Raw genomic sequence first — 241 nt, 5'->3', positions numbered from 1 at the left:
ATAGTTGCCGAGCTGCTGCGCGCGCGTGACTTGCGCGCGGACTGCGCCCGCTTCGCCGTCGTTGGCGAGACGCACGAACTCGGGCCGAATGCCGAGTTTCAGATCGCCGTTCGTGCTCTTGAGGGTCGCGAGCGTATTCGCGTCGACGGCGACGCGTTGCGAGCCGAGCTTGATCGCGCCTTCATCGAGACTGACGGGGCACAGGTTCATACCCGGACTGCCGATGAAATAACCGACAAAC

General features: G+C 63.5%; 1 pseudogene. It reads right to left on the bottom strand.

Annotation, left to right across the window (positions count from 1 at the left end):
- A pseudogene (locus SB772_RS45015) lies at positions 1-241 on the bottom strand (ABC transporter ATP-binding protein); the annotation flags it as partial.

This window comes from Paraburkholderia sp. SIMBA_030 (assembly GCF_046535245.1).
Taxonomy (GTDB): Bacteria; Pseudomonadota; Gammaproteobacteria; order Burkholderiales; family Burkholderiaceae; genus Paraburkholderia.
The sequence above is the reverse complement of the archived record's forward strand: the minus strand, read 5'-3'. Positions and strand labels throughout refer to the sequence as shown.